This window comes from Streptomyces sp. NPDC049040, from assembly GCF_043197715.1.
Lineage (GTDB): Bacteria > Actinomycetota > Actinomycetes > Streptomycetales > Streptomycetaceae > Actinacidiphila.
Map to the genome: position 1 here is coordinate 34,186 of NZ_JBICTO010000017.1, position 26,424 is coordinate 60,609.

Here is a 26,424-nt window from a genome sequence, read left to right on the forward strand (position 1 = left end):
GCCCTGTCCACCGGCGCGGGGGCTTTCGCGTCGGCCCGCGCGCTGGGCGGCTCACCCGGGTCGCGGACACCACGGCCCCGACATCCACGGCGGCGCTTCGTCCGGGCGGACGCATGACGCCGCCACCGGGTCCCGGGGCCCTGTCCACCGGCGCGGGGGCTTTCGCGTCGGCCCGCGCGCTGGGCGGCTCACCCGGGTCGCGGACACCACGGCCCCGACATCCACGGCGGCGCATGCGCCCAGGTGTACGGAAGGGGTGCGGGCGTGAGTGAGGGGCTCGTACGGGTGGTCCGGGCGGGGGCGTTGACCACCGTGCAGGATCTGGGGCGGGTGGGCTTCGCGCATCTCGGGGTGCCGCGGTCGGGGGCGCTCGACCTGCCGGCGCACCGGCTGGCCAATCGTCTGGTCGGCAATGACGAGCGGGCCGCGGGGCTGGAGACGACGGTGTCGGGTTGTGCGCTGCGGGCGTCGCGGACCGTGGTGGTCGCGGTGACGGGCGCGGCCTGCCCGGTACGCGTGGACGGCCACCCGGCGGCATGGGGCGCGCCGGTGGTGGTGCCGGGCGGCGCGGTGATCGACGTGGGGGCAGCCGCCGTCGGGCTGCGCAGCTATGTCGCGGTGGCCGGCGGGTTCGCCGTCGGCGCGGTGCTGGGAAGCCGGGCCACGGACCTGCTGTCCGGGCTTGGCCCGGCACCGCTCGCGGACGGCGACGAGTTGCCCATCGGACACGAGCGGGGCCGCAGTGCGGCGGCGGACGTCCTGCCGTACGGCCGCGCCGGGTCGGAGCTCGTGCTGCCCTTCCTGCCGGGGCCGCGCGACGACTGGTTCGCGCCGGGCTCCCTGACCGCCCTGGTCACCGGGCACTACACGGTGTCCCCCGCCTCCAACCGGATCGGCCTGCGTGTCCTCGGCCCCGCGCTGCGCAGGGCCGCAGGGCGGGACGGCGAGCTGCCGAGCGAGGGCATGGTGCCGGGCGCCGTCCAAGTGCCGCCGGACGGCCGCCCCGTCGTCTTCCTCGCCGACCATCCGACCACCGGCGGCTACCCGGTGATCGGTGTGGTGCCGGAGGAGTCGCTTCCCGCCGCGGCCCAGTCCGCGCCCGGCACCAGGATCCGCTTCGTGGCGCTGCGGTCCGCCCGGCCCGTGCTGTGAACTCCCGTGCCGTGCACGGGCGCCGGAGGGCCCAGGTTCAGCGACTCCAGGGCCAGCACGGTCGCCTCGCGTGCGGCATGGTCCAGCAGCGGGAGGGTGCCCCTGGCGGCGTGCCGGTATTCGTCGGCTGCCAGCCGCAGGAGGTCAGGCAGCAGGTCGGTGCAGCGGTCCGCGATCCATCTGGTGCCGCGGGTGGCCATCCACCACACCGAAGCGGCGCGGCTCGGCGGCGGGCCGTCGGGTTCCAGCCGCGGCGGCGGTCCGCCTGCCAGCGCCGCCCCGGCCAGCAGCGCGTGGAAGTCCCGGGCCAGCAGCCGGTGTCCGGCCTCGCTCGGGTGCAGCCGGTCCGCGCTGAGCGTCCCCGGGCTTGTCGCCCAGGGCCGCTGGGCCGCGTGCAGGTGCAGGGCGCCGTAGTGTGCGGACAGGGCGTGCACGGTGTCGTTCAGCGCCTTCATCCGGCGGCCGAGCGGGCCGGCCAGGGGCCACGGCAGGCCCAGTACGGTGCCTGGGTCGGGCAGGCAGGCAGTGAGGACGTCGGCGCCGGCGCCGCGCAGCGCGCCCATGGCGGTGTGCAGTTCGGCTGCCACCGTGCGGATGTCGAAGCCGCCGCGCAGCGTGCCGTTGCCGCCGACCAGCACCGAGGCGAGGTGCGGGCGGTGCCGCAGGGCCGCGGTGAGCTGGCGTCCCGCGACGTCGCCGGTGCGGGCTCCGCTGCGGGCCACGTTGAGCAGGTCCGCGTCGGGGGTGAGGGATTCCGCGAGCAGCACGGCCCAGCCGCGCCAGCCTCCGGTGGGCGCGGGGTCGCCGACGCCCTCGCTGAGCGAGTCCCCCAGGACGGCGAACCGCACCACGCCGCCGCTCAACGGACCCACCGCTGAGGTTCGCCGTGCCGCCGGCTCGCCTTCCGCGACAGCTCTTCGCGGCCGGTCGCGCGGGTCCCTGCGGCCCCGAGGGGGGCGGCCGTGGTGCTCGTCCCGCGCGGCCATGCCGCGGCAGCCCGGTCCCCCGAGAGGTCACGCGCACGCCGAGGCAGGTGCGGCCGCTGTACCCGCGGGCCGGGCGCCCGCTTCACCGCGCCGCGCAGGCGGCGGCGCGCCAGGCGCGAGGAAGCACGCGTGCCGCCGCCGCGAACCGCCGAAGCTCGGGCCGCCGCGCGGGCCGCGACCCCTCGCCCGGAGGGGGTGTTCACCGGACGGCTTCCGTGTGGGTGGGGGCGCGGTGGGCGGTGAGGAAGGCCGTCACCGCGGCCGGCCAGGTGTAGAGCTCGGCGCGGCGCCTGGCACGCTCCCGCCGTACGGCCGCGGGCACCGCGAGCAGGTCGCGGACCGCGGCGGCGTACTCAACGGGGGTGGCGGCGGCCGCGCCGGCCGGGCCGATGAGCGCGGGCAGGGCGGAGCGGGTGCTGGCCACCACGGGGGTGCCGCAGGCAAGGGCTTCGAGGGCGGCGAGCCCGAAGGTCTCGACGGGGCCGGGTGCGAGGGCCACGTCGGCGGTCGCGAGGAGCGCGGCGAGGTCGTCGCGCCGCGCGACGTGGCCGAGGAAGGTCACCGGCAGGCGGTGGGTCCTGGCGTGGGTGGTGAGGCGGGCGCGCAGCGGCCCTTCGCCGGCGACGACCAGCGCGGCGTCGACCCCGGCGCGCCGCAGCCGCGCGAGTGTCTCGATGGCGTCGTCCGGCCGCTTCTCGGGGCTGAGCCGGGAGCAGAGCACGAGCAGTACTGCGGCCCCGTGGCCGTACCGTTCGCGCAGGGCGGGGTCGTGGTGGCCAGGGTGCAGGCCGGCGAGGTCGACGCCCAGCGGGGCGCGTACGACGTTGCGCGCCCCGATGCGTTCGAATTCGGCCGCAGCCCAGGCCGTGGTGCACACGACGCGGGTGTAGGCGTGCGCGGTGCGCCGGTTGAGGGCGTCGGCGGCGCGGCGGGCGGCTCCGGCCGGCAGGCCCCAGGTGCCGAGGACGCCGTCGGCGCTCTCGTGGGAGACCATCACCGCGGGCACCCGGTGCCTGCGGGCCCACTCCCCGGTCCAGCGCAGCGTGGTGCGGTCGGACACTTCGAGCCGGTCGGGGGCGAGCTGTTCGAGCAGGGCGGCGACGGGTGCGCGGCGGGCCAGTACGCGGTAGCCGCCGGTGCCGGGGATCTCGGGGCCCGGCAGGGTGACGACCCGGCCCTGGGAGGTCTGCTCGTCGGACGCCTCGGGTCCCGGGATGACCAGGACGGGCTCGTGGCCGGCCGCCGCGTACCCCTCGCCCAGGTGCCGCAGTGCGGTGCGCAGGCCGCCGGAGACGGGGGTGACGAAGTTCGCCACGCGGACGATGCGCAGGCGGGTGCCGGTCATGCGACGGCCGCCGCTCGTTCGCCGAGCACCTGCGCGTAGTGGCCGAGGAGCTGGTCGCCGACGGCTTCCCAGCTGCGTTCCGCGACGGCTTCGCGCGCGGCGGTTCCGTAGCGGACGCGCAGCCTGGGGTCGGCGTGCAGCAGTTGGACCGCGGTCCTCACCGAGAGGTCGTCGCCTGCCGGTACGAGCAGGCCGGTCCTGCCGTGGTCGACCAGGTCGAGCGGGCCGCCCGCGGCGGGTGCGATCACCGGGACACCGCTGGCCATGGCCTCCTGGACGGTCTGGCAGAAGGTCTCGAAGGGCCCGGTGTGGCAGAAGACGTCGAGCGAGGCGTAGATGCGGGCGAGGTCGCCCCCGGTTCTGCGGCCGAGGAAGACCGCCTGCGGCAGGGCCTGGCGCAGCGCGGGCGCGCTGGGGCCGTCGCCGACCACGACGACGCGCACGCCGGGCAGTTCGCAGGTGCCGGCGAGCAGCTCCACGTGCTTCTCGGCGGCGAGCCGGCCGACGTATCCGACGATCAGCTCACCGCGCGGGGCGAGTTCGCGGCGCAGTGCCTGGTCGCGGTGTGCGGGGTGGAAGCGGATCGAGTCGACGCCGCGCGGCCACAGGTGGACCCGGGGCACGCCCTGGTCCGCGAGGGCCGCGGCCGAGGCGGTGGACGGGGCGAGGGTGCGGGCGGCCGCGGTGTGGACGGCGCGGATGCGGCGCCAGGCGGCGGCCTCGCCCGCGTTGAGGTAGGTCCTGGCGTAGCCGGCCAGGTCGGTCTGGTAGACGGCGACGGCCGGGATGCGCAGCCGGGTGGCGGCGGCCAGGCCGCGTACGCCCAGCACGAAGGGGCTGGCCAGGTGGACGATGTCGGCCCGGTGCGCGGCGATGGCGGCGGCGGTGCGCCGGCCCGGCAGCGCGACCCGGACCTGGGGGTAGCCGGGCAGCGGGAGGGAGGGGACGCGGACGACGGGGCAGGGGTCGTCGGCTTCCTGGTCGTGCGGGCCCGCGGGCGCTACGACCATCGGGTCGTGGCCGGTGCGGGCGAGGTGTTCGGCCGTGCGCAGGGCGCAGTGGGCCACTCCGTTGACGTCGGGCGGGAAGGACTCCGTGACGATGGCGACTCTCATACGGACGTTGTCGCCGCGCCGGACGTTGTCAGGGCCACGAGGATCTTTCCCGAAGGGGAACGCCCCATGAGCGTTGGGCCGTGGCCGGCGCTCCCGGCCTGGACCTCCGTGGCGCGAGGCCCTCTTCCGCCCCGCCGGGCGGGGGGGCGGGGGTGGGTCGGCGGCGGTGCGGGATTCAGCGGGGCGTGCCGCCGGAGCTGAGGCGGCCGCGGACGGCCGTCTGGACCTCCGCCTCCTCGGCGGGATCCGCGGCCAGCCGGCGCAGCTGGGTCAGCACCCGGACGTCGCCCGAGGTGGCGCGGTGCGCGGCCAGTTCCCTGGTGGCCTCCTCGCAGTCCCACAGGCACTCGACGGCGAAGCCGGCCGCGAAGCCGGGGTCGGCGGCCGCCAGGGCACGGGCGGCCGTGCCGCGCAGCTGGGAGGAGGAGGTCTCGCGGTAGAGGTGCCGCAGCAGGGGCGCGGCGCGGCAGGCGGCGAGCCGTCCGACGCCTTCGACAAGGGCGTCGAGCCCTTCCGCGTCGGCGCCGCCGGACTGGACGGTGCGGCGCAGGGCGGCGAGCACGAGGTCGGCGTCCGCTGGGCCGCCGTGCAGGGCGAGCATCCGGGCGGCCGCCGCGCCGAGCGGGTCGGTGCGTACGGCCCAGTGACGGGCGCGGGTCATGGCGGCGTCGTCGTGCATCCGCTCGAAGGATTCGACGGCGGCGCGCACCACGCGCTCCTCGACGGCCTCCGCGGCGGTGCCGATGAGGTCGAGGCACTGCGCGTCGCGGCGGTCGCAGAGGTGGCGGAGGGCGGCGGCGCGGGCGGCGGAGGGACCGTGCAGGGCGGCGTCCAGCAGGGCGGGGCGGTCCTCGGGTCCCGCGACGGCGGCGAGGCAGCGGGCGGCGGGCTGGTCCCGTTCGACGGCGGGGTGGGCGTCGAGGCCCTGTTCCGCCCAGTCGAGGACGGCGCCGACGCTCCAGCCGGGGGTCGGTCCCGCTGATCGCATCTGGCGCTGCCAGCGGTCGAAGCTGACCTGCTCGGTGGCCTGCCTGACCCTTTCCGCGGTGGCGGGCTGCGCGGTGTCCTCGGCCCACAGCTGCCAGGGGCGGGGTTCGTAGGCTTCGCGGACGGCGCGGGCGAGAGCGGCGTCGCCCTCGGGGGTCCGCGGGAAGCGGGCGACCACGGCGGGCCCGAGGCCCCGCAGCCCGGCCTCGCCGTCGCGTACCGCCAGCTCGTCGAGTGCCCATTCCCAGCAGCCGCCGGTGGCGGCGTACCGGCGCAGCAGGTGCAGCGCGTCCCGGCGCCCGTATCCGGCCAGGTGGCCGAGGACGGACAGGGCCAGGCCGCAGCGGTGCTCGTCGGGCGCGATCAGGTCGTCGGGGTGGAAGAGGTGCTGTTCGATCCCGTCGAGCGGGCCCTCGAGGTCGGAGTAGAGGCGCGCGTAATAGAGGGAGCGGGACTCGACCCGCCAGTCGAGCCTGGGGTCGCGCAGCACGCAGTGCTCCAGGGCGGCGAGTGCGTCGGCCCGCGGCGCCGCGAGGGCGTGCAGGGGACCGTCTCCGCGCCCCCGCTGGAGGAGGCCGAGAAGGGTGCCGCTGGGCGCTATGTCTGGGTCGAACATGAGGTCAGCATCCGGTGCGGGGGGTTCCATGGCAACGGGATTTCCGCTGCTGATGCCCGGCATCCTTACCGGCCACCGGGCATTTCACACCTGGCGGCAGGGGCGGACCCCGTGGGGACGGGCGGCGGCAGCCTACCGACTCGGGGGCGCGATGTCGCTTCGGGGAGTGCTCCCCTCCGGAGCAAGGTGGCCCCCACGCGTCGCACAGACGGCCGGCCGGCGGTGGCGCGGCGGCGAATTCTCCGGCCGAAAGCCCGCTGGGCATTCGGCATATGCCGGAAGCACCACCGGATCGGGTATCGCAGAAACCCTTACGACCCATCGCTCCCTGTGCAACAGTCGTTACCGGCCCCTTCCGTCCGCCACGGCCGTCGAGAGCCTGCCAGCAGACACCTTCGGAGTGCGTCATGCCGTCCCCAACGCATGCGGATCACACCGCCGCTCAACCGCCGGATCCCGGTACGGTGGACGCGCTGATCACCCAGGCGCGCCAGCTCAGGACCCGGGTCGACGCGGTACTGCGGGACAGCGACACCGCAGGGGACCCGCAGCTGCGCTGGCAGCGCGCGCTGTGCGACCTGGCCGTGCACCAGCTCGACGACCTGGGCACCCACCTCGGGCAGCTGAGGGACGGCCTCGACCCCGCGGACCTGCCGGCCGACCGGCTGCTGCTGCTCGACGTGCCCCTGCAGCGCTCCGGGACCGACGCGGCCGCGGTGGGCGCGCTCGGCCGGGCCGGCAGCGCGCAGTGGGACCTGCTCACCGACGCCGCCGAGTGGTCCGACGAGCTCTACCGCATCTTCGGCCGCTCCCCGCAGGACGGCCCGCTCACCCTGGACGAGCTGCCGTCCTGGCTGTTCGCCGAGGACCAGGCGGTCCTCACCGAGCTGGTGACCGGCTGCCTGGTGGACGGGCGGCCGATCGACGGCGAATTCCGTATCGTGCGGGCAGACGGCTCGGTGCGCACGGTGCACATGGTCGGCGAGCCGGTGCTCGGCTCCGACGGCGGCACCGAGTCGATGTGGGCGGTCCTCAGGGACGTCAGCGACCTGCGGCGCAGCCAGCGGACGCTGCGGGAGACCAGGGAGTCGCTGCAGCGGCAGCGGCAGATCGCGCAGACCGAGCGGCGTATGGCGGTCGAGCTGCAGGAAGCCGTGCTGCCCCCGTGGCGCGGCGCCCAGCGCTTCCCGCAGGACGGGGGGCCGACCACGATGGACCTGGCCGCGCACTATCTGCCCTCCGCGACCAGCGCACTGATCGGCGGCGACTGGTACGACGCCATGCAGCTGCCGGATGGTGCCTCCTTACTCACCGTGGGCGATCTCACAGGACACGGGGTGACCGCCACCTCCGGTATGGCGATGCTGCTCGGGGCGCTGCGCGGGATGGCCGTCGCGGGCCTCCGGCCGGGGCCCCTGATGGGCTGGCTCAACGAACTCCTCGACACCTCACCGCAGCCCGCGCTCGGCAGCGCCCTGTGCTGCCGCTACGAACCGGCCACCCGGGTGCTGCACTGGTCCCAGGCGGGCCATCCCGCCCCGCTGCTCTTCCGCAACGGGACGGGACGCTCCCTCGATCCGCCGGACGGCGTCCTGCTCGGCGCCACCTCCGGCGCCCAGTACTCCCAGGCCCGCGAGCAGCTGGCACCCGGCGACCTGCTGGTACTGCACACCGACGGTTTGGTGCCGCGCCGCCCGGCCGTCGACCACGGTGCCGCGGGCACGGCGGACACCGACGGGGGCGGGCACCGGCTGCTGTCGATGGCCCCGCTCTTCGCCGCCGCCAGGACCGCACAGGACTGCGTACGGCTGGTGGCGGAGGAGTTCGGCACCCCGGACCGCGAGGATGACGCCTGCGTGCTGATCGCCAGGATCGCCTGACGGGAGAGGCTGCTGTCCGACCCGTTCGGCGGCGGGCCGGTGCTGTGCCTCACGACGTGCTGTGCCTCACCACGGAGGCCTTCGATGCGGCCGCGGGGGCCGCGGTGCCGCTCAGACCTCGCGGTAGCGGGGGGCGCCTCCGCTCTTCTTCCGGCCGGGAAGAGTCGACTCGATCTCGTTGCGCAGGTCCTGGACCCGTCGGTAGTCGGAGTAGCGCCCGGTGAGGCGGTACATCTCGCGCAGCCGGTCCCAGGTGCGGTGCGAGGAGGTCTGGCCGATGGTCAGCAGCGCCATCCGCGCGTAGCGGTCGGCCTGCTCGGGGTCGTCGGCGATGAAGCAGGCCGAGGCGAGCGACAGGTAGTCGAGGATCGTCGACCGCTCGTGGCCCGAGGTGCGCAGCGTGATCGCCTGCTTGGCGTGCAGCTGGGCCTGGGCCGCGGCCGACGGGTCGTGCTCGGCCAGGGTGCGGTAGGCGAGCGCCTGCATGCCGTGCAGGTCGGCCTCGTCGAAGTTCTGCATCCAGCTCGGCGGGGGCACATCGCCCTTGTCCGACACGAACAGCTCCTCGGCCTCGCCGAGGGTCCGCCGCATCGCCTGGCCCCGCCCCATGGACGCCTGCGCCCACGCCTCGATGGTGTGCAGCATCGCCTGCGTACGCGGCAGGGTCTGCTCGCCGGAACCGGACTTGGCGAGCTGCATCAGGTCGAGGGCCTGCTCCGGCCGGCCGAGGTGCACCATCTGCCGGGCGGCCCGGGACAGCGCCTCTCCGGCTCGTGGCCGGTCGCCGCCCTCGCGGGCCGAGTGCGCGGCGATCAGGAAGTACTTCTGCGCGGTGGGTTCGAGGCCGATGTCGTGCGACATCCAGCCGGCGAGGACCGCCAGGTTGGCCGCGACCCCCCACAGCCGGCGCTGGAGATGCACCGGATGCCGGTAGGAGAGCATGCCGCCCACCTCGTTGAGCTGGCCGACGACCGCCTTGCGCTGGAGTCCGCCCCCGCGGGCGGCGTCCCAGGCGCGGAAGACTTCGACGGATCGTTCCAGCGACTCGATCTCCTGCGAGCCGACCGGAACCGCCTCGTAGGTGTCGTAGTCGGCCGGGTCGGCGCGCAGCGGATCGTCGACCCGCGGTGCGTCGGCCGCGAGGGCCGGATCGGTTGTGAGCCAGTCGGACATGGCTTTGCTGATTACGGTGCCGGAGGCGAGCGCGGCGCTCGCGCCCACCAGACCGCGTCGGTTGAGCATGAGGTCCATTCCCGTGAATTCGGTGAGGACCGCGGCTGTTCTTTCCGGCGGCCACGGGAGGCCGTCTCCGGTCTGTCTGTCACCCGTCTGCCGGCGCCGGTCGAAACCGAGATCCTCAATGGTCACGACACGGCCGAGACGCTCGGTGAACAGTGCGGCCAGCACTTTCGGCACGGGTTCGCGCGGCGACTCACCGGTGTCGATCCAGCGGCGCACCCGCGAGGTGTCGGTCGCCAGCTGCGGGTGGCCCATGGCCGCCGCCTGCCGGTTGACCAGCCGCGCGAGTTCGCCCTTGGACCAGCCGGTGAGACCGAACAGGTCCGCGAGTCGGGTGTTGGCCTCATTGCCCACGTCAAGCCCCCAGGTTCCTCGGCGTTGTCGAGACTATTCCCCCCGACATTGGCCTCGCGAGTATTCGCCAGGGTTCGCCAGGGTCCGCCAGATGGTCTGCCAGGGCCCCCCGGGTGTCAGGTAGGAAAGCGCCACCCCGCCCCGGCGCCGCATTCCCCAGGGTGCGGTGCCAGGCCGGGGTCGGCGCCCCTGAACTCGTAGGCACGTGAAGGGATCTGCTTCTTCTCATGTATTCGGCATCGTCCTCCGTGTCCGCCCCACCCCGCCCCGCGTACCCCGTCGTCGCGGAGCCGGCCGTCAGAACCCGATCCGCGGCAGGACTGCGGCGCGGGACGCTCGGCGGCGCCCATCCGCTCAGCGGGAGACTCGACTTGACCGGCCCGCAGGGAACCCAGCTCCGCACCGCGGTCGCCGCGGTACAGCGGATCTGTCCCGAGTTCACCCCCGTGCAGCTACTGCGCCGAGGTGGCCGTACGGCGCTGCTGATCGGCACCTCGGGACGGTCGCCCGCGGTGGCCAAGTGCCTGCTGGACCACTCGCCCGCATGGGCGGATCGTTTCCGCCACGAGATAGCGGCCTACCGCACCTTCGTCCGGCACCGACCGCCGGTGCGGGTGCCGCGGCTGATCGCCGCCGACCCGGACAGCTGCGTGCTGGTGATGGAGCGGATGCCCGGCCGGGTCGTCTCGCCGCAGCGCCACCCGTCGCACCCGCCGAGCCGGGGCGACGTACGCGCCGCCCTGTCCGCGTACGCGCGGATCAACATGTGGCGGCCACCGCCCGGTTCCTTCGACGCGCCGATCGACTACCCGGCCAGGATCAGCCGTTACCACGAGCTGGGGCTGCTGACCGACCGCGACATGGGCGACCTGCAGAAGCTGCTGCACGGACTGACTCACGCGCAGGGGCAGTTCTGCCACGGCGACGCCTTGCTGTCCAATGTGCTGCTCTCGCCCGCCGGTCCCTCGCTGGTCGACTGGGAGCACTCGGGCTGGTATCTGCCCGGCTACGACCTGGCGGTGCTGTGGTCGGTGCTCGGCGACGACGAGGCGGCGCGCCGCCAGATCAGCCAGCAGGCGCAGGCCCCCGGCCCCGTCGCACGGGACGCCTTCCTGGTCAACCTGATGCTGGTGCTGACCCGGGAGATCCGCACCTACGAGACGGCCGTCCAGCGCACCATGCGCTCCAGCGCGCCGGTGGCACCGGGCGCGGCCGAGACGGGCGAGGAGCAGCGGCTGCTGCTGCGCAGGCTGCACGACGACTGCGGGCTGGCCCGCAGGGCGGTCCGGGCCGCCGTCGGCACCCGCTGAGCGGGGTGGGCTGAGCTCGGGGGCTCAGCCGGCCTGGAACATCGCCGCGGGCAGCGGCTTGAGCAGCTGGTAGAGGTCGTCGGTGATCGGCCGGTCCCAGGTGGCGATGGTCACCTGGACGCCGTCGCTGCGGTCGAACTGCGCACAGGCGACCCGCGACTCGGAGATCTTGATCCGCCGTACGATCAGCAGGCCGTCGCCCTGCCAGACCGGTGTGTCCTCGGTCTCGGTGACCTCGGCCGGCTCGTCGTTGCCCAGCGCGGCCAGCAGCTGCGCCACCTCGAAGGGCACCTGGCCCTCGTCCAGCTCCCTGGCGGGCGAGCCCTCCGGCAGGTTGCCGATGAGCATCGCGGGGCCGCGCCCCCCGAAGAGGTCGTAGCGCAGGTAGATGCCCTCGCACCGCCCGTCCGGCCCCGGCAGCAGCCCGGCTCCCAGGTCCCCAGGCCAGTCCCCCGGGTCCATCGCGAGTACGTCGAAGTCCGGCCCGGTGGGCGTGGCTGCGCTGCGGCGGCGGAGGAAGGACATGCGGCCATGGTAAAGGCTGGCCTGCGCTCCGGGGACCCGCCGCTCATCAGGTGACACGCCCGGGGACCGGGTCGTGGCGGCACGTGGCGCCCCGCGGAGCGCCGGGGAGCTCCGTCAGCAGGCCGTGCCCTCGGCGGCGGCGATCGGCGCCAGTTCCGTCCGGGCGCTGTCCGCCGTGCCGTCGGCGGCGCAGCGCTGGGCGGTGCGCAGGCCCATGCGGAGCCGGTCGGCGGCTTCCGCTGGCCGGCCGGCCTCGCGGAGCGCGACCCCGTGGGCGACCAGTGCGGCGGCGAGCAGGTGGGCCGGCGGCGAGGCCTCCAGGTGGGTGACGGCCTCGGTGAGGAGTTTCAGCCGTTCGGGGCCGTCGGAGACCTCAGCGGCGACCAGCAGCGCGTGGCCGATCGCGGATCCGGCCCCGTACTGCCGTGCCCGGGCGACGGCGTCGAGTGCGGTGTGCCGGGCCCGCTCCGGTACGACGTGCGCCTGGGCGAGCGCGAGGTGCAGCTGCCAGGGGCACCAGGCGGGATTGCGCATGCCGCGCGGGTCCAGCCGGCCGCCGACCGCGGCCAGTTCGGCCGCGGCCTCCTCGTACAGGCCGCGGGCCAGCAGCAGTTCGCCGTGCACGGCCTGGGCGTCCGGGAAGGTGACGGCGGCCGGGAAGGGCTCGCGGAAGTCGTAGTCGGCGGCCAGCGCGGTGGCCTGCGCGACCCGGCCGCGGGCCAGCAGCACATGGATGAGGACGGCGACGGCGTACCACTGCACGGGGGTGCCGCGCCCGACCCGCTCGGCCAGCCGCAGCCCGTCGCGGGCCAGTTCCTCCGCCTGGTCGAGCCGGCCCTGCCGGCAGCGGACGTAGCCGAGCAGCAGCAGGCCGAAGGACAGGTGCGCACCACGCCACCCGTGGCGTTCGAAGTCGGCGATGCCCTCGGCGAACAGCTCCTCGGCGCGCTCCGGCCGGTCGGCGTAGATGTAGGTCATCGCGACCAGCGTGGGCACCTCGAAGCCCCAGTCCTCGTCGGCCCACGGCAGGCCGCCCTCCAGGGCGCGGCCCGCGTGCCGCAGCACGGTGGAGATGTGCTCACCGCGCAGGGTGGCGTCCCAGGCCCGCAGTCCGATGATGTAGCGCTCGGTGAGGTCGCGGCCGGTGAGCCGCTCGGCGAGCCGGGTCAGCCGCCGGGAGCGGCCGGGCGAGTCCGGTTCGTCGGCGCGGAAGGCGTCCCACATGAACTGCTCGGCCTGCATCCGCAGCCGGGTGCGGGCACTGGTGGCCGTGCGGGCGGCGTGCGCGACGACCTCGGCGGCCTCGCTGAGCCGGTCGCTGTGGGCCAGCGACTGCGAGAGGCGGAAGACGATGCCGTCGCGCAGCGCGGGGTCGCTGATCGGCTCCTCAAGCGCAGCCCGCAGGTGGTTGACGGTGACGGAGGGTTCGAGGAGCTGGGAGGAGCAGCCCAGTTCGTAGAGCACCGCTGCCCGGTCGGCGTCCTGCGGTGGTTCGCGCAGTGCCCGGCCCAGGTAGCTGCGGGCCGTCTCGGGTGCGCCTGCCCGCAGCGTCTCACGGGCGGCCGCCCGCAGCAGGCCGACCGCCCACGGGTCCCCCTCGGGGTGGGTCTCCAGCAGGTGCCGGGCGGCGGCGGACGGGCCGAGCCCGGCGTCGACGACCGACCACGCGGCCTGGCCGTGCAGGGCGACCCGTACGGCGCCCGGTATCGCCCGGTAGACGGCGGTGGCGATCAGCGGGTGGACGAACTCAAGGGTGCGGCTGCCGGTGAGGATGCGGGCCTCGCGCAGCCGGTCGGCGCAGTCGGCGGCCTCCTCCCGGCCGAGCCCCGCGACGTCGGCGGCGAGCCCCGGCGGCACCTCGGTGCCGAGGACGGCCGCGGCCCAGGCGAGCCGGACCGCGGAGGGGCCGAGCCGATCCAGCCGCCCGGCCAGGCCCTGCCCGGTGGCGGTGGCGGCGAGGTCGCGCAGCAGGTGGGTGCTCGAGCCGTCGGGGGTGACACCGCGGTCGCGGAGCCTGGCGGCGAGCTCCACCGCTTCGAAGGGGTTTCCCGCGGTGACCGCCCAGCACTCGCGGCAGAAGTCGTCGGCCGCGTGCTCGCCGACCGAGTCGCGCACCAGGCGCCCGATGGCGGCCTCGGTGAGGGGTTCGAGGCCGATCGGGCGGTGCCCGGCCCTGCCGGGCAGGCCGCGGAAGGACTCGGCGCCGGCCGGGAGCTCGTCGGGCCGGTAGGCGACGACGATCAGCAGGGCCAGGTCGTCGGCGCGCGGCGCGAAGGCGGCCAGCCAGTTGAGCGACTGCGGGTCGGCCCAGTGGGCGTCGTCGAGGACCAGGACGACCGGGGCGCGCTGCACCGCGAGGTGGGTGAGCACCCAGTCCAGCCCGTCGCGCAGACCCTGCGGGTCGGGGGCGGCGCCTTCCGCCGTGCACAGGCCGAGCGCGGGGCCGACGATGCCGTACCAGCTGCCGAGCCTGGCCTTGATCTCGTGCTCGGACTCGCCGGCGAGCTGCGGTTGCAGCAGTTGCCGGGCCACGTGGAAGGCGACCTGCTGCTCCTGGTCGCCGCCGCGGGCGGACAGCACGGTGCAGCCGTGGTCGGTGGCGCGCCTGCGCACCTCGGCGAGCAGGGTGGTCTTGCCGAGGCCCGCGGACCCGGCGAAGGCGAGCAGGCCGCCGCGCCGCCCGGCGCCGGGATTCTCGCTGCCGTCCGGGCCCAGCCCACTCAGCTCGCTCAGCGCCTCGTCGACGGCGACGAGTTCGGCCTCGCGTTCGAGCAGCGCGCGCCGGCTGTGCGTCTGGCGCTGCGGCATGGTGCACCCCCTGGCGGCCGGACGGCGCACGCCCGGCGCACGCCGTGCGGTGCGGACACCCGTCCGGTGGCCTCACAGCGTACGCCGTCGGGTGCGGTGTGTGAGCACGAACGGCCGCGCCGATCCGCCGCCCGCAGGGGACCCGACCGGCGCGGGTCATGTCGCGGTCTGCGGGAGGGCCGTTGCCGTCCGGTCCTGCGGCGGTCGCGGGGACGGGCGTCGACCAGCCGGGACCCACCGGTCACGTGCCATGTCCGAACTCCCGTGCGCCCCGGATGCGCCCCTGTCACCGCATTTACCGAGCGGCACGGGGGCCGGCGTCACGGGGTGTCGACGCCGCGAGCCTGGGTGCGGTGCCTGGCGTGGTGGCGGGCGACCCTGGCGCGGTTCCCGCAGGAGGGTTTGCACCACTCCTGGCGGGCGTGCTCCTTGACGAAGTAGCGGACGCAGCGCGGCGCCGGGCAGGCGCGCAGCCGGTCCCGGGCGGGGCTCGCCAGGAAGGCGATGGCGTGCCGGGCGAGCGCGGCGGCGAGCAGGTCGGCCGGGGCCGGGGTGCCGGTGACCGCGGGGGTCGCGGTGGCGGCGCCGTCCTGCGGCCAGTCCAGGTGCGGGGAGAAGGGGACCAGCGCGGCCGCCGCGTTGAGCCGGACCAGGGCCTGCCGGGAGGGCGGCAGGCGGTCCGCGTCGGCGGGGCTCGGCTCTCCCGGCAGCACCGCACGGGCGAACAGCGAGCGGACCGCGGTTCGCACCTCGACCGCCGCGGCGAGCGCGGCGGTGTCCGCGGTGAAGTCCGCCGCGGTGTACGGACCGGCCGCCAGGTCGGCCCGCAGCGCGTCGGCGTGCGAACGGACCCAGCGGGTCAGCCCCGCCGGGTCCGCCAGGTCGTCGGCGACGCCGCCGCGGCCGTCGTGCCGGATGGTGACGGCCAGTTCCAGCGCGAGATGATCACCCTGCATGAACTAATGCTAGCATCGCCACATACCATTAACACTGAGGGGGTGGCTGTGTCCGATCTCCGCGAACTGCTGCGCGGACTCGACGTGTTCTCGGGTGACCTGCCGGACTTCGACATCGACGCGCTGCCTGCCGACCCGCGGGAACTGTTCGTCGAGTGGCTGCTCGACGCGGTGCGCGCCGGGGTACGGGAGCCGCACGCCATGACCCTGTCCACGGTCGGCACCGACGGCGGCCCGTCGGCGCGGGTGCTCATCGTCAAGGACGTCTCCCCCGACGGCTGGCACTTCGCCGCCGACGCCGGCAGCCGCAAGGGGCGGGAACTGGCCGCACACCCCGCCGCGGCGCTCACCTTCCACTGGTCCGCGCTGGCCCGCCAGATCCGGGTCCACGGCAGGGTCGCGGCGGGCAGCGCGGAAGCCGGCGCGGCGGACTTCCTGGCCCGCTCCCCCGGCGCCCGCGCCGAGGCGCTGCTCGGCCGCCAGAGCACCCCGCTGCCCGACCTCGCCACCAGGGACGCGGCCGTACGCGAGTCCGCCGCCCGTGTCGAGCGCGAACCCGGCCTGGTCGCACCCGGCTGGACCCTCTACACCCTTCGCCCGGACAGCGTGGAGTTCTGGCAGGGCGACCGCGACCGACGGCACACCCGGGTCGGCTACACGCGCGCCGGAGACGACTGGAAGCGGGGACTGCTGTGGCCGTGAAAGGACCTGCACAGCCGGACGACCTCGACCTGCGGGCCGCGCTGACGGCCGGTCACCTGCGGCTGCGCGGGCTGCTCGACGGGCTGACCGACGAGGCGGCCCGCGCGCCGAGCGCGCTGCCCGGCTGGACCCGCGGCCATGTGCTCACCCACATCGAGGGCGTCGCGCTCGCGCTCGCCCGGCAGGCGCGCTACGCACTGCGCGGCCGGGAGATCGAGGTCTACGACGGCGGCAGGCCGGCGCGCGACGCGGCGATCGAGGCAGGACACGGGCGTGGCGCCGCGCAGTTGGCCGCGGCGGTCGGGGCGGCCCTCGACGAGGCCGAGGCGTCATGGGCCGGTGTCGGCCCCGGTGACTGGCGGCGTCCCGTGGCCTACCGCGGTGGCACCGTACGCACCGCGGGGCTCGCCTGGTGGCGGGAGGTGGAGATCCACACCGCGGACGCGCTGCTGGGCGCGGGCCCCGACCACTGGCCGCCGCAACTGTGCGCGCACCTGGTCGACTTCCTGTCCGTAAGGGTGCCGGACGGGACCGCGCTGACGCTGACCGCGGTGGACGCGGGCCGCTCCTGGACACTCGGCGGGGGCGAACCGGTCGCCGTCCAGGGCAGGCTCACCGATCTTGCGGCATGGCTGGCGGGCCGGGCTCCGCAGCAACCGCTGAGCGGCGATCCGCTGCCGGTGCTGGGCAGTTGGCCGTGAACCGACCGGCCCGCGGGAGCGCGTGAAGGGCCGGGGGCGGGATCGCGAGGTGCCGGGCGTACGAGCGTGCCGCGTCGTACGCCCGGTGGCCGGCCGTCGGACGGCCGGTCGTCAGGTGAGGTCGAACTCGCCGTCCCGCGCGCCGAGTACGAAGGCACGCCACTCGGCGGGGGTGAAGATCAGCGCCGGGCCGTCGGGATGCCGCCCGTCCCGCATCGCGATATAGCCCTCGACGAAGGCGATCTGCACGTCGCCGCTGCCCTGGCTGCTGGACAGCCACTCCGCACCCGCCAGATCCAGTTGCGGCTTCTTCCCGTTGGCCAACGGCTGTCCTGTGGTGCTTTCCGCCACGTCCGCTCTCCTCCCGCATCGTCCTTCCCATCCAGCCTATCGGCCGTGGCGCACGCCGACACAAGATGACGGAAGCCGCCCGCCGCGGGCCCGGACGTGATCGCCGGACGCCCGCAACGGCACCGGTCCACGAGCGGCCCTGCACCCTTGTGAACACCCGGCGGGGGGCATGACCCTGCGGGTAGGGTCCGCTCATGACCGCACATGATCACGAACAGGGCCCCGGGCACGTCCCGGGCCCCCACCCCGGGTCCACGGCGGCCGCCAGGCCCGCCCGGGAGTCCCCGCTCGCCCCCGGCCTCGATCCGGCGCGCACCGCACTGGTGATGATCGACCTCATGGACCGGATCGTGGCCTTACCCCTCGCGCCGCTGCCGGGGCCCGCGGTGCTCGACGCCGCGCTGGACCTGGCCGCCGCCTTCCGCAAGGCGGGCGCCCCCGTGGTGGCCGTCCGCGCGCAGCGCCCGGGAGCCGCGGAGCAGCCGGCCGGCAGCGGCCTGGCGGAGGGGGTCGCCCAGGACGGGGACATCGTCGTCGTCAAGCAGACCGTCGGCGCCTTCCAGGGCACCGACCTGCACGATCGGCTGCGAGCGCTCGGCGTCGACACCCTGGTGATGGCGGGCGTCGCGACCAACCTGGGCGTGGAGTCCACCGCCCGGGCCGCGGCCGACCTCGGCTACCGGCTGGTCTTCGCCGAGGACGCCATGTCCGGCCTGACGGCGGCGGAGCACCGGGCCGCGGTCTCCCTTGACTTCCCGCGGTTCGGGACCGTGGTGACGGCGGCGGAAGTGGAGTTCGCCGCGGTGTGACGCGCGTCCGCGGTGCGCGCGCCGGACCGCGGACCGCACGGCCGGCATCCCGCCGGGACCCGCACCCGCGTGCCGGCAGCGCACCGGACCGCGGACCGCAGGGCCGGCACCCGACCCCGCAGGTCGGCACCGTGCCCGGCACCGCACGGTCAGCACCGTGCCGGGACCCGCGGTGGGAAGACCGCCTCCAGCCTGGCGCCCGGCGGCCCGGGGACGACCCGGAGGGTGGCCCGGTGCGCGAGCGCGATGTCGCGGGCGATGGACAGGCCGAGGCCGGAGCCGCCGGTGTCCCGGGTGCGTGCGTGGTCGAGCCGGGTGAAGCGGTCGAAGACGGCGTGCTGGTGCTCGGGCGGTATGCCGGGCCCGTCGTCGCTGACGCCGAGCCGGACCTGCCCGGAACCGGCGTCCAGGGTGAGCGCCACGGTCACCGAGCCCGCGGCGTGGCGTACGGCGTTGTCGACCAGGTTGGCGACGAGCCGGCGCAGATGGTCGGGCGAACCGTCGACGAGCAGGTCGGGGGTGAGCCGCAGGGCGACCCTGACGTCGGTGCGCGGGCGGGCGCGGGCGGCCTCCTCTGCGACGATCTGGGCCAGGTCGGTCTCCCGGGTGCGGATCGGCTCGCGGGCGTCGAGCCTGGCGAGCAGCAGCAGGTCGGAGGTGAGGGCCTGGAGCCGCGCGACGTCGTCCAGCGCACCGGCCGCGAGCCGCCGCTCGGCGGGGTGGGCCAGTTCGAGGCGGGTCCGCAGCACGGCCATCGGGCTGCGCAGCTCGTGGGCCGCGTCGGCGACGAACTGCCGGTGCGCGGCGACCGCGGTCTGCAGCCGGTCGAGGGTGGCGTTGACGGTACGCGCCAGGGCGCCGACCTCGTCGCGCGACGCGGGTTCCGGCACCCTTTCGTGCAGGTCGCGAGCGGTGATGTCGGCGACTTTCGCGCGGATCTCCGACACCGGCCGCAGGGCCCGGCCGACGGCGAGCCAGGTGAGCAGGGCGACCAGCGCGAGCAGCGCCGGGATGCCGGGGACCAGCAGGGCGGTCAGGGTGCGCATCGCGGCGCGCGCCGGCGCCAGGGACGCCGTGCCGACGACGGTGACCGTGCCCGACTGCGTGTCGACGCGCCGGCTGATCACCACCAGGTCGCCCGCGCCCTTCCCCGGAAGCCCCGGTGGCGGGCCTGCCAGTGCGCCGGGCCCCTGGTCCGGCGGAGGAGCCGTCGCCTTGCCGCCCGGACCCCCGGCGCCGATCCCCGCGCCGCCTTGCAGAGCCACGACAGCCTTGTGCTGGGCGTCCTGCGCGGCCAGCGTCCTGGCCGAGTCCGTCAGGCTGGCATGCAGTGCGGCGAAGAGCGCGAAGGAGGCGAGCGCGAGGGCCGCGGCCACCACGGCGGTCGCGGCGAGCGTGGTCCGCAGGCGTACCCCCATCTCAGGCCTCCAGCCGGTATCCGGCGCCGCGTACGGTGCTCAGGGTCGTGCGCCCGAAGGGTCTGTCGATCTTGCGGCGCAGGGCGCTGATGTAGACCTCGACGACGTTGGAGTCGCCGTCGTAGGCGAAGTCCCAGGCCCTGGCGAGCAGTTCCGACTTGGGCACCACCTCGCCCGCGCGCCTGGCCAGGCAGTGCAGGATCGCGAACTCCTTGGGTGTCAGCGCGATGAGCACGTCGCCCCTGCTGCACCGCAGTCCTGCGGGGTCGACCCGCAGGTCGCCCACCGACAGCACCGCGGGCCGCTCCCGCAGCCCGCGTCTGACCAGTGCGCGCAGCCGGGCCAGCAGCACCACGTAGGAGAACGGCTTGGTCAGGTAGTCGTCGGCGCCGGTGTCCAGCGCCTCGGCCTCGTCGTACTCGCCGTCCATCGCGGTGAGCATCAGAATCGGCGTCCAGACGCCTGCCTCGCGCAGCCGGGCGCACACCTCGTAGCCGTTGAGCTCGGGCAGCATCACGTCGAGGACCACCACGTCGTACGGGTGCTCGGTGGCCATCCACAGCCCCTCGCGCCCGTCGTGGGCGAGGTCGACCGCGAAGCCCTCCCTGGTCAGGCCGTCGCTCAGCAGTTCCGCGAGCCTGCGTTCGTCTTCCACCACGAGTATGCGCACGCCGCCAGCGTGCAGCGCGGAACCTAAGGCGAACATGAAGATCATCCGTCGGGTCCTCAGGTCCGCTTCAGCCGCCCGCGGCGAGGCTGCTCGGTGCCGGATCGACCGATCGCGGCGCCCCTCTCACGGGAGTGAACAGACCATGCAGAAGAAGAGGATCCTCGCGGGGATCGCGCTCACCGCGGGCCTCGGCCTGACCGGTGTGGCGACCGCGCCGGTCAGCGGTGCCGCGACAGGGCCGGCATCCGGCCGTACCGCCCATGCCCGGCCCGCCAAGGCCGCACCCGGCAAGAAGGCCGGGGGGCCGCAGATCGTCTGCGTCGTGCGGATCGGAGGGTCGCAGGGCAAGCCCGGCGGGAAGACCCCGCCGCTGCCTCCCCTGCCGCCGCTGCCCGGGAAGCCCGGCAAGCCGGGAGCGCCGGGGAAGGGCGCGGCAGGAAAGATCACGGTGAAGGTCGTGAACGGCAAGGTCTACATCAACGGCAAGCCCGCCCCCAAGGGCAGCGTGGACACCTCGGGCAAGCCCGGCAAGTGCCCGCCGCTGCCTCCGCTGCCGCCCAAGGGCGGCAAGCCCGGCAAGGGCGGGAAGGGTGTGGTGGTCATCGAGGGCGGCGAGGGCGGCCTGGTCACCAAGGGCGCCAAGGGCGGCGCCGAGTCGGGCGTGTCGACGGCCCGCCTGTCCGGCTGACCCGCGGCAGCCTCCGGATCGGCCCGCGTACGGGGCGCGGGCCGATCCGGTCCTTCCGGTTTCTGTACCTACTAGTATGTACACTGCTGCCATGGAGACGTCGGAACGCTTGATCGAGAGCGCCAGGGAACTGCTCTGGGAACGCGGCTACGTGGGCACCAGCCCCAAGGCCATCCAGGAGCGGGCGGGTGCGGGTCAGGGCAGCATGTACCACCACTTCCGCGGCAAGCCGGACCTCGCGGAGGCGGCGATGCGCCGCAGCGCCGCCGAACTGCGCGCCCAGGCCGAAGTGCAGATGTCCACCGGGCGCACGGCGCTGGAGAAGGCCACCGCCTACCTGATGCGCGAGCGCGACGCGCTGCGCGGCTGCCGGGTCGGCCGGATGGCCATGGACCCCGACGTCATCACCAGCGCGCAGCTCCGCGAACCGGTGCGGGAGACCTTCGACTGGCTCACCGGACACCTCTCGGCGGTCATCGCCGAGGGCATCGACAACGGTGAACTGCGTCCGGGCATCGACCCCGACGACACCGCGGCGCTGATCGTCGCCGTCGTCCAGGGCGGCTATGTGCTGGCCCGCGCCGCCGACTCGCAGGAGCCCTTCGACCGGGCGGTACGCGGCGCGGTGGCCCTGCTCGCGGCGCAGTCGGTCACCGCACCCGAGGCCTGACCTCCTTCGGCGCCTGCGCCGCCAGGCGCCCGACGTCCCGGCGCGCACCGCGCGCACCAATCACACCCGTCATGCCTGTCACACCCCCGTGGGGAGCAAGCACCCGTGCACGCGATGAACTACCGGATCACCTTGCCGGCCGACTACGACATGCAGACCATCCGTCATCGGGTGGCCGCCAAGGGCCACCTGCTGGACGACTTTCCCGGCCTCGGCCAGAAGGCGTACCTGATGAGGGAGAAGGGCGTGGACGGCTCGCCGGTCAACCAGTACGCGCCCTTCTACCTGTGGAACACAGCTGAGGGCATGAACAGCTTCCTGTGGGGGCCCGGATTCCGCACTCTCGTCGGCGACTTCGGGCGGCCGGTCGTGGAGCACTGGACGGGCCTCGGCTTCGTCCGCGGCGCCGCCTTCTCCACCGCCCCGCGGTCGGCGGGCCGCCGCTCGCAGCCCGTCGCCCCCGGCGAGGACCCGGCCGCCGCGGTCTCCCGCGCACTCGACGGGCTGGCGGAGACGGCCTCCCGTCCGGGACTGCACTGCGCGGCGCTGCTGATCGACCCGCGGCACTGGGAGCTGCTGCACTTCACCCTGTGGCAGGACGCGGCGCCCGAGGAACCGGGCGAGGAGCGCTACGAAGTGCTGCACCTTTCGAAGCCCGGACTCGACGACATCAGGACAGGACGGCAGTGGTGATGCGCGAAGCAGTGATCGACCGCGAGGCGGGCTACCGGCTGCTGGGCGAACTGGCGGGCCCCGAGACCGTCGAGGGCACGCTCGCGGGGCTCGACGCGCTGGCGCCCGGCTTCCCCGACTGGATCGTCACCAGCCTGTTCGGCGGCACCTACCAGCGCGAGGGTCTGGCGCCGCGCGACCGGCAGATCGCCACCCTGGCGGCGCTCACCGCGCTCGGCGGGGTGGAACCGCAGCTCGACGACCATGTGCGCAACAGCCTGCGGATCGGCGTGGAGGCGCGGGAGATCGTCGAGGTCATGGTGCACCTCGCCCCCTACGTCGGGGTGCCCAGGGCGCTGGCCGGCCTGCGGGTCGCGGCCCGGGTGCTCGGCGAGACGGAGGAGGAGGCGTGAGCGCGGTCCGTACCGTCCTCGGGGACATCGAGCCCGCGGCGCTCGGCGTGTGCGACTCCCACGACCACCTCTTCCTGCGCAGTGCCGCGTCGCGCGGGACGGCGCTCGACGACGAGGCGGCAGCCCTCGCCCGCCTCACCGGCTTCCGCGACCTCGGCGGGGCGGCGTTCGCGCAGTGGACGCCGTTCGGCATGGGGCGGATGGCGGAGGAGACGGTCGCGGCCTCACGTGCCACAGGGGTGCACGTGATAGCCGCGACCGGACTCCACCAGGAGGTGCACTACGACCCCGCCGTGCTGCGGCGGTTGCGGCGCGGCGACGGCCTGGCGGCCTTCTTCGTCGCCGAACTGACCGAGGGCGTGATCGCCGGCGACGACCCGGACGGTGCGCGGATCCCCGTGCGGGCCGGGATGATCAAGGTCGCCGGAATGTTCCACGCCCTGGACGACCACACCCGGTGGGTCATGACGGCCGCGGCGCAGGCGCACCACGCCACCGGCGCCCCGATCGGGATCCACCACGAGATGGGCACCGCAGCGGTGGACGTGTTCGCGCTGCTGCACGGCGAGCTTGGGGTGCCGGCGCGCAGCCTGCTGCTCGGCCACCTCAACCGCTTCCCCGACCCCGGGGTGCTGCGGGAGCTGGCCGCGACAGGGGCGTACCTCGCCTTCGACGGGCCGAGCCGGGCGCACCATGCCACCGACCCGTGGCTGGTCGAGAGCATGACCGCGCTCGCGGCCGACGGGCACACCGGCCGGCTGCTGCTGGGCGCCGACACCACGTCCCCGGACGCCGGCCCCGGCGCCCCCTACCTCCTGCGCACCCTGCGCCCCCGGCTCACCCGCGAGCTGGGCCATGACGCGGCCGACGCGATCTTCCGCGTCAATCCGGCACGGGCGTTCGCCTCCTCCTGGCCCACCTGACCGGCGGCCGGGTGCGGGACGGCGCCCACAGGTCCGCGCGCGCCCGGCCGGCGACCGCGGACCAGCCGTCAGGACCGCAGGAAGTCGCGCACCGCGGCGAGGAAGTCCGCGGGGCGGACGTCATGGATCATGTGCCCGGCCTCGATCGTGGTGAGGCGCGAGTCAGGGATGCGGGCGGCCACCCTGGCCAGCTGGTCCTGGCGGAGATGGCTGCTCGGGCCGCCCGCGATCACCAGGGTGGGCGCGGTGATCTCGGCGAGGCCTTCCCAGTGCCGCGCGGCGGGCTCGTTGCGCTGCCGGGCCACCGCGGCCAGGACCCGCCAGTCGTACGGGACCGGCTCGTCGCCTGGTCCCTCGGGGACGGGGCGCGGCGGGTCGGCGGGGAAGGGCAGCGGGCCCTCCTCGAGGACGAGCCGCTGTACGGCCGACGGCCGGTCCATCGCGATCAGCGACGCGACGACCGTGCCGAGGGAGTGGGCGACGACGGTGACCTGCCGGACGCCGAGTGCGTCGAGCAGCCCGAGGACGTCGTCGCGCATCGCCTCGAACGCGTAGTCGCCCGGATGGCCGCTGCCGCCGTGCCCGCGCAGGTCGGGGGCGATGGTGCGCCAGCCGTCCGCCGCGAGGGCGGCCGACACCGCCGCCCAGGAGCCCCGGTCCTCGCCGAGCGCGTGCAGGAGCAGCAGCGGCGGGCCGTCGGCGGGTCCCGCGAACTCGCAGGCCAGCCGCACCCCGTTGACCTGGTATTCCCTTACGTCGCCCATGACGGCGACAGTAGTGCGCGTCCGGCGGCGCGACGGCCGCTGTTCGCGCTCGGCCGAAACCCGCCGCACCCTCAGAGCTGCTGCGGGCCGTTCTGCTGCTGTGCGGCGACCCGGTCGTAGAGGATCCGGGCCTCGGCGCCCCGCCCGAGCTGCTCGAGGCACTGGGCCTCGTCGTTGCGGCTGGTGAGGGTGTCGGGGTGCGCCGGGCCGAGCACCTGTTCGCGCGCGTCGGCGACCTCGTGGTAGACGGCGAGCGCCCCGGCCCAGCGGCCGAGCCAGCCGAGTCCCACCGCGATCTCCCGCTTGCTGACCAGGGTGTCGGGGTGGACGTGGCCCAGCACCCGCTCGCGCACGGCTGCCACGTCGCGGGCCTCGGCGAGCGCCCGCTCCCAGTGGCCGAGCCGCCCGAGGTTGACGCCCAGCGCGTGCCTGGCGCGCAGCGTCTCGGCGTCGGCGGAGCCGGCCGTCCTGGTCCTCGCCTCGACCAGGGCCTCGTAGAGCGTCAGCGCCTCCGCGCTGCGGCCGAGCCTGCCCAGGCAGATGCCGCACTCGTAGTGGACGGCGAGCGTGTCGGGGTGGTCGGGGCCGAGCACACGCGATCTGACCTCACCCACCTGGCGGTAGACGTCGAGCGCCTCGGCCCAGCGGCGCGAGCTGCCGAGCAGGTGGCCGACCTCGAAGCGGCTGACGAGGGTCTGCGGGTGTTCCGCGCCGAGCAGCCGGGTGCGCGCCTCGGCCACCTCGACCGCCATGGCGTGCGCCTCCGCGGTCCTGCCGAGGCGCCCGAGGTTGAAGGCCAGGTTGTGCTTGCACTGCAGGGTGTCCGGGTCGTCGGGTCCCGCGGTGCGGATCCTGGCGGCCAGCACCTCGGCGTACTCCTGGTGCGCCTCCAGGTGGCGGCCGAGCACGCCGAGCGCGTAGGCCGCCTCGTGCCGGGCGGCCAGGGTGTCGGGGTGGTCGGGGCCGAGCACACGGGCGCGGGTCTCGCCGACGTAGCCGTAGAGCTGGAGGGCTTCCTCGGTGCGGCCCAGGCCTGTCAGGCAGTAGGCGGCCTCGTAGCGGCTGGCGAGGGTGTCGGGGTGCTCGGTGCCCTGCGCACTGTCGCGGGCGGCCGCGACGGCGGTGTGCAGGTCGTAGGCCTGGCGCCAGTTCCCGACCCGGGCCAGGTCGATGCCCTCGGCGTGCCGGTCGCCCAGTTCGGTGAGCACGCCGGGCCGCGGCTCGGCGTGCAGGCCGCGGGTGGACCAGGCGCCGGTCAGCTCGTGGCGTGGGGCGCCTGCGGTGTGCCGGGGGCGGGTGGAGGCGGCCGCGGTCCCGGTGGTGAGCTGCCGTGCCCAGCCGGGCAGTTCCGCGGGCTGCCCGGTCCGCCCGGTGGCGGTGCCGGTGTGCGGGACCGGCCTCAGCTCCGCGCCCGCGGCGGCGTGCAGCGCCTTGAGCCGGCCGCCGACGTCGGCGGCGTCCTGCGGCCGGTCGTCGGGGGCCTTGGCGAGCAGGTCGAGGATGAGGCGTTCCAGCTCCTCCGGCAGCTCGGGCCGCCGCTCGCGGGGCGGCTCCGGCACGTTGTCGCGGTGGCCGACCAGGATCGCCCAGGTGTCGCCGAGGTCGAACGGCGGTGCGCCGGTGGAGAGTTCGTAGAGCACGCAGCCCAGCGAGTACAGGTCGCTGCGGTGGTCGACCTCGCCCGACGCGCCGATCTGCTCGGGCGACATGTAGTGCGGGGTGCCCATCGCCACGCCGGTGCCGGTCAGCCGGGACGTGAAGCCGATGTCGTGGCCGAGCCGGGCGATCCCGAAGTCGCAGATCTTCACCGCGCCGTCGCTGAGCCGGATGATGTTCGCCGGTTTCAGGTCCCGGTGGACGATGCCCTGCGTGTGGGTGTACGCCAGGGCGGAGGCGACCTGCTCGGCGATGTCGATGATGTCCGGGACGGGCAGCGGGTGCCTGCGGGCGTCGTCGAGCACCTGGAGCAGGTTGCGGCCGTCGAGCAGCTCCATCACCAGGTAGAGCACCCCGTCGTGCTCGCCGAAGTCGTGGACGACGGTGACCCCGCGGTGCTGGAGCGCCGCGGCGACCCTCGCCTCGCGGCGGAAGCGCTCCTCCAGGATGCGCGTGAAGCCGGCGTCCCTGGCGTGACCCACCGGTTTGAGGCACTTCACCGCGACCCTGCGGCCCAGCGACTCGTCGAGGGCGCGCCAGACCTCGCCCATGCCCCCGCGCCCGATCAGCTCGTGCAGCCGATAGCGCCCCTGGATGAGGGTGCTGTGCTCCGCCGCTTCCGTGTCGCCCTGCCCGTGGTGGTTCCCGTGATGTCCCGCCGCCATCGCGTGCCGCCGCCCCCGTGCTCCTCGGTGCTTCCCCGCACTCAGTATG

General features: G+C 75.1%; 24 protein-coding genes. 11 read left to right on the forward strand and 13 right to left on the reverse strand.

The window, feature by feature from the left end:
• Positions 1-264: 264 nt before the first annotated feature.
• A complete protein-coding gene (locus ACGFMP_RS30025; RefSeq protein ID WP_393676242.1) occupies positions 265-1,152 on the forward strand; it encodes a biotin-dependent carboxyltransferase family protein in 888 nt (295 codons plus the stop codon).
• Here the strand turns inward: ACGFMP_RS30025 and ACGFMP_RS30030 are convergent.
• From ACGFMP_RS30030 to ACGFMP_RS30045, 4 genes are all read right to left on the reverse strand, one after another.
• A complete protein-coding gene (locus ACGFMP_RS30030; RefSeq protein ID WP_393676243.1) occupies positions 1,041-2,024 on the reverse strand; it encodes an SGNH/GDSL hydrolase family protein in 984 nt (327 codons plus the stop codon). The two genes, ACGFMP_RS30025 and ACGFMP_RS30030, sit on opposite strands and share 112 nt — an antisense overlap.
• A gap of 313 nt (positions 2,025-2,337) precedes the next feature.
• Positions 2,338-3,483 carry a glycosyltransferase gene (locus tag ACGFMP_RS30035; protein WP_393676245.1) on the reverse strand — a complete coding sequence of 382 codons (1,146 nt, stop codon included), beginning with the start codon at positions 3,481-3,483 and terminating at the stop codon, positions 2,338-2,340.
• Positions 3,480-4,598: a glycosyltransferase family 4 protein gene (locus tag ACGFMP_RS30040; RefSeq protein WP_393676247.1), complete on the reverse strand. Its 1,119-nt coding sequence runs from the start codon at positions 4,596-4,598 to the stop codon at positions 3,480-3,482. The genes ACGFMP_RS30035 and ACGFMP_RS30040 overlap by 4 nt, the downstream gene beginning before the upstream one ends.
• Positions 4,599-4,773: 175 nt before the next feature.
• A complete protein-coding gene (locus ACGFMP_RS30045) occupies positions 4,774-6,201 on the reverse strand; it encodes a HEAT repeat domain-containing protein (protein WP_393676249.1) in 1,428 nt (475 codons plus the stop codon).
• Positions 6,202-6,608: 407 nt separating this feature from the next.
• Here ACGFMP_RS30045 and ACGFMP_RS30050 point away from each other — a divergent pair, with 407 nt between their 5' ends.
• Positions 6,609-8,081: a PP2C family protein-serine/threonine phosphatase gene (locus ACGFMP_RS30050; RefSeq protein WP_393676250.1), complete on the forward strand. Its 1,473-nt coding sequence runs from the start codon at positions 6,609-6,611 to the stop codon at positions 8,079-8,081.
• A 111-nt stretch (positions 8,082-8,192) separates the two neighbouring features.
• Here ACGFMP_RS30050 and ACGFMP_RS30055 read toward each other — a convergent pair whose 3' ends face one another.
• A complete protein-coding gene (locus tag ACGFMP_RS30055; protein WP_393676251.1) occupies positions 8,193-9,674 on the reverse strand; it encodes a hypothetical protein in 1,482 nt (493 codons plus the stop codon).
• Between the two features lie 227 nt (positions 9,675-9,901).
• Between ACGFMP_RS30055 and ACGFMP_RS30060 the strand changes: the two genes are divergently transcribed.
• Complete coding sequence (locus tag ACGFMP_RS30060; RefSeq protein ID WP_393676253.1) at positions 9,902-10,984, forward strand: aminoglycoside phosphotransferase family protein; 1,083 nt, start codon at positions 9,902-9,904, stop codon at positions 10,982-10,984.
• A gap of 24 nt (positions 10,985-11,008) precedes the next feature.
• Here the strand turns inward: ACGFMP_RS30060 and ACGFMP_RS30065 are convergent, their stop codons facing one another.
• The 3 genes from ACGFMP_RS30065 to ACGFMP_RS30075 all read right to left on the reverse strand — a co-directional run bounded on the left by ACGFMP_RS30065 (position 11,009) and on the right by ACGFMP_RS30075 (position 15,273).
• Positions 11,009-11,509, reverse strand: coding sequence for a hypothetical protein (locus ACGFMP_RS30065; RefSeq protein WP_393676255.1), 501 nt, complete (start codon positions 11,507-11,509; stop codon positions 11,009-11,011).
• Positions 11,510-11,623: 114 nt separating this feature from the next.
• A complete protein-coding gene (locus tag ACGFMP_RS30070; RefSeq protein WP_393676257.1) occupies positions 11,624-14,317 on the reverse strand; it encodes an ATP-binding protein in 2,694 nt (897 codons plus the stop codon).
• Positions 14,318-14,637: 320 nt separating this feature from the next.
• A complete protein-coding gene (locus ACGFMP_RS30075) occupies positions 14,638-15,273 on the reverse strand; it encodes a CGNR zinc finger domain-containing protein (protein ID WP_393676258.1) in 636 nt (211 codons plus the stop codon).
• Between the two features lie 48 nt (positions 15,274-15,321).
• On the opposite strand from ACGFMP_RS30075, the gene ACGFMP_RS30080 reads away from it, so the two are divergent.
• Together ACGFMP_RS30080 and ACGFMP_RS30085 are read left to right on the forward strand one after the other, a co-directional pair.
• The gene (locus ACGFMP_RS30080; RefSeq protein WP_393676396.1) at positions 15,322-15,975 is read left to right on the forward strand and encodes a pyridoxal 5'-phosphate synthase; all 654 of its coding nucleotides are present in this window, start codon (positions 15,322-15,324) and stop codon (positions 15,973-15,975) included.
• Positions 15,972-16,676 carry a maleylpyruvate isomerase family mycothiol-dependent enzyme gene (locus tag ACGFMP_RS30085; RefSeq protein WP_393676260.1) on the forward strand — a complete coding sequence of 235 codons (705 nt, stop codon included), beginning with the start codon at positions 15,972-15,974 and terminating at the stop codon, positions 16,674-16,676. The genes ACGFMP_RS30080 and ACGFMP_RS30085 overlap by 4 nt, the downstream gene beginning before the upstream one ends.
• Positions 16,677-16,787: 111 nt before the next feature.
• On the opposite strand, the gene ACGFMP_RS30090 is transcribed toward ACGFMP_RS30085, so the two are convergent.
• Positions 16,788-17,027, reverse strand: a complete 240-nt coding sequence (locus ACGFMP_RS30090) for a DUF397 domain-containing protein (protein WP_393676262.1) — start codon at positions 17,025-17,027, stop codon at positions 16,788-16,790.
• Between the two features lie 326 nt (positions 17,028-17,353).
• Between ACGFMP_RS30090 and ACGFMP_RS30095 the strand changes: the two genes are divergently transcribed.
• Entirely contained in the window at positions 17,354-17,836 is a 483-nt protein-coding gene (locus ACGFMP_RS30095; RefSeq protein WP_393676398.1) for an isochorismatase family protein, read from the forward strand.
• A 149-nt stretch (positions 17,837-17,985) separates the two neighbouring features.
• On the opposite strand, the gene ACGFMP_RS30100 is transcribed toward ACGFMP_RS30095, so the two are convergent.
• Entirely contained in the window at positions 17,986-19,254 is a 1,269-nt protein-coding gene (locus tag ACGFMP_RS30100) for an ATP-binding protein (protein ID WP_393676264.1), read from the reverse strand.
• Position 19,255: 1 nt separating this feature from the next.
• Positions 19,256-19,924 (reverse strand): response regulator transcription factor, encoded by a 669-nt coding sequence (locus ACGFMP_RS30105; protein WP_393676266.1) that lies wholly within the window; start codon positions 19,922-19,924, stop codon positions 19,256-19,258.
• A 142-nt stretch (positions 19,925-20,066) separates the two neighbouring features.
• Here ACGFMP_RS30105 and ACGFMP_RS30110 point away from each other — a divergent pair, with 142 nt between their 5' ends.
• From ACGFMP_RS30110 to ACGFMP_RS30130, 5 genes are all read left to right on the forward strand, one after another.
• The gene (locus tag ACGFMP_RS30110; protein ID WP_393676268.1) at positions 20,067-20,612 is read left to right on the forward strand and encodes a hypothetical protein; all 546 of its coding nucleotides are present in this window, start codon (positions 20,067-20,069) and stop codon (positions 20,610-20,612) included.
• 91 nt (positions 20,613-20,703) lie between these two features.
• Entirely contained in the window at positions 20,704-21,282 is a 579-nt protein-coding gene (locus ACGFMP_RS30115; protein WP_393676270.1) for a TetR family transcriptional regulator C-terminal domain-containing protein, read from the forward strand.
• Positions 21,283-21,387: 105 nt separating this feature from the next.
• Positions 21,388-21,975, forward strand: a complete 588-nt coding sequence (locus ACGFMP_RS30120) for a DUF4865 family protein (RefSeq protein WP_393676271.1) — start codon at positions 21,388-21,390, stop codon at positions 21,973-21,975.
• Complete coding sequence (locus tag ACGFMP_RS30125) at positions 21,975-22,367, forward strand: carboxymuconolactone decarboxylase family protein (RefSeq protein ID WP_393676273.1); 393 nt, start codon at positions 21,975-21,977, stop codon at positions 22,365-22,367. The genes ACGFMP_RS30120 and ACGFMP_RS30125 overlap by 1 nt, the downstream gene beginning before the upstream one ends.
• Positions 22,364-23,290 carry a phosphotriesterase gene (locus tag ACGFMP_RS30130; protein ID WP_393676275.1) on the forward strand — a complete coding sequence of 309 codons (927 nt, stop codon included), beginning with the start codon at positions 22,364-22,366 and terminating at the stop codon, positions 23,288-23,290. Before ACGFMP_RS30125 ends, ACGFMP_RS30130 begins: the two co-directional genes overlap by 4 nt.
• A 68-nt stretch (positions 23,291-23,358) precedes the next feature.
• Here the strand turns inward: ACGFMP_RS30130 and ACGFMP_RS30135 are convergent, their stop codons facing one another.
• The gene (locus ACGFMP_RS30135; protein ID WP_393676277.1) at positions 23,359-24,054 is read right to left on the reverse strand and encodes an alpha/beta fold hydrolase; all 696 of its coding nucleotides are present in this window, start codon (positions 24,052-24,054) and stop codon (positions 23,359-23,361) included.
• 71 nt (positions 24,055-24,125) lie between these two features.
• Positions 24,126-26,375 (reverse strand): tetratricopeptide repeat protein, encoded by a 2,250-nt coding sequence (locus tag ACGFMP_RS30140; protein ID WP_393676278.1) that lies wholly within the window; start codon positions 26,373-26,375, stop codon positions 24,126-24,128.
• Positions 26,376-26,424 lie beyond the last annotated feature (49 nt).